At 69.5% G+C, this 2,086-nt stretch carries 2 protein-coding genes; both read left to right on the forward strand.

Going from position 1 to position 2,086, the window contains the following annotated elements:
* Window positions 1-68 precede the first annotated feature (68 nt).
* Window positions 69-1,385 carry an NB-ARC domain-containing protein gene (locus tag FNQ90_RS20775; RefSeq protein ID WP_182607750.1) on the forward strand — a complete coding sequence of 439 codons (1,317 nt, stop codon included), beginning with the start codon at window positions 69-71 and terminating at the stop codon, window positions 1,383-1,385.
* 53 nt (window positions 1,386-1,438) lie between these two features.
* Window positions 1,439-2,086, forward strand: a 648-nt coding sequence (locus FNQ90_RS20780; protein WP_407699406.1) for a WD40 repeat domain-containing protein, incomplete at its 3' end; no start/stop codon positions are given.

Here is a 2,086-nt window from a genome sequence, read left to right on the forward strand (position 1 = left end):
AACAGGGGCCTAAGAGACAGGAACAGGGGCCGGCCATCCTTGGCGGTGTTGGGGCCGGGGTGGCCTTGGTGGCCGCCACGCTCCTCGATCAGGCTTTGGGGCAGGACAGTTGGCCGGGCCCGCTCGAGTGGTTCCGTGCGCATCCGTGGGTGGGCTTTCCGGTGGGATACGTCCTCGTGTGGGTCCTCGGAGTGGGTGTGCGGAGATGGAGGTCCCGGGTCTCCTCCCGGGTACCGCCGCCCCCCGAATGGGTGGTGGACCGCGACCAGCTCTCGACCGCTGCCCGCGCGTTGCTCCGGCGGCGGTGGCGCAAGCCCTCCGACACGGTTCTGATCTGTGGCGCCGGTGGCTTCGGCAAGACGATTTTGGCCACCATGGTCGCCAACCACCGCGGGGTCCGACGACGGTTTCCCGGTGGCATCGACATGGTCACCATCGGTCGCGCGGTACGGGGGCCCCGGGCGATCGCCGCGAAGGTCGCGGGGACCGCCCGGTATCTGACCGATGGTGACGTGGAGTTCCCCGACCCGGACGAAGCCGGCTCCCGCCTGGGCGCGTTGATGGACTCCGGCCCACGCCGTCTGTTGATCCTCGACGATGTGTGGGAGTACGACCAACTGGCCCCGTTCATGCGGGGAGGCTCCCGGTGCACCCGTCTGATCACCACCCGGGATCCACACCTGTTGACCGAGGCGGTCACGCGAATCGAAGTCGGTGACATGGAGCCGGAGCAGGCCCGGGAGGTGCTGACCCGGGACCTCTCCGGCCTGATCCCCCCGTCGTTGCTGGATGAACTGCTCGCTGTCACGGGGCATTGGGCTCTCCTCCTGAGGCTCACCAACAGGCTGATCTTCCAGCAGGTCTCCACGGGGCGTGATCCGGTGGAGACCGCGGAGGAGGTCCTCGCGGAGTTGAGGGCGCGTGGCCCGGTGGGGGTGGACCATCTGAACGAAGTCGGTGTCCTCGACATCGACGACCCCCGACAGCGCGCCGGTGCCGTCGGAGTGACCATCAAGGCGTCCACCGACCTCCTTCCGCCGGGTGGGTTCGAGAGGTACGCCGAGTTGTCGATCTTCCCGCAGGGCGATCCCGTGCCGGTGAAGTTCGTGCTCCTGTTGTGGAAGGAGACGGCCGGAACACCACCCGGAGAGGCCCACCGGTTGATCGACAGGCTGCGGGGCCTTTCCCTGGTATCCCTTCGGGAAACCGGTGAGGGGGGCGTCATTCTGCACGACGTGCTGCGGGACTACCTGCGTGCCGAACTCGGTGAGGAGCGGGTGAGCCGGTTGACTGCCCGGTGGCTGGCAGTCGTGGGCCCGGGAGGGGACGGAGGCCGTGGGGCCTTCGCCACTCCGCACCCCGATGACGCCGGTACCGAGCGGTGAGTCGAGGTCGGCGAGGTCCGGATCCGCCATCGGACGGCGCCAGAACCTACTGGATGGCCCATGTCATCAGGATGATGCTCCAGGCGAATCAGGTGGCGGAGGCGGAAGCGGAGGCCTCCGACCCGGGGCGGATCGAGGAGCGACTGGCCCGTGAATCCGCCGTCGACATAGCCGCCGACCTGGCCCGGGTACCCACCCCGGCCGCCGCCGCCCGTGCCGAGGCGTTCGCCCGCACCGTCCATCTGCTCGCTCCCACCGACCCCCGTCACTCCCTCCGGGACGTCCTGCGCAGCCGGCTGGCCGATGTGCCCGAATGGCGGGAGTCCTTGACGGAACACGATCGGAGGTCGGTGGGATCGGGCGCCCGGTTGGCCAACGCCTGGCCCCTGCCGGATCTTCCGGAACCGGTCGAAACCAACACGTTGTGGGGGCGCCGTCACGCCGTGGTGTGCATCCGGTTCCTTCCCGGTGGAAGGAGGATCGCGACACTGGGCGTCGACGGATACGTGAAGGTGTGGGACCGGCGGGCGGGTCGGTGCGAGACGACCTTCGTCCCCGGGGCGGCCCACGGGCGGATCGTGGCTCTGGCCCCCTTTCCCGATGGTGTTCGACTGGCGGCCGGGACCGATCGAGGCGCCCTTCTGATTCTGCGCGCGACCGACGGGGGGTCCGCCGACGACCCCGTGGTCGTTCTCCCGGGC

It is taken from the genome of Streptomyces alkaliphilus (assembly GCF_014141535.1).
Taxonomy (GTDB): domain Bacteria; phylum Actinomycetota; class Actinomycetes; order Streptomycetales; family Streptomycetaceae; genus Streptomyces; species Streptomyces alkaliphilus.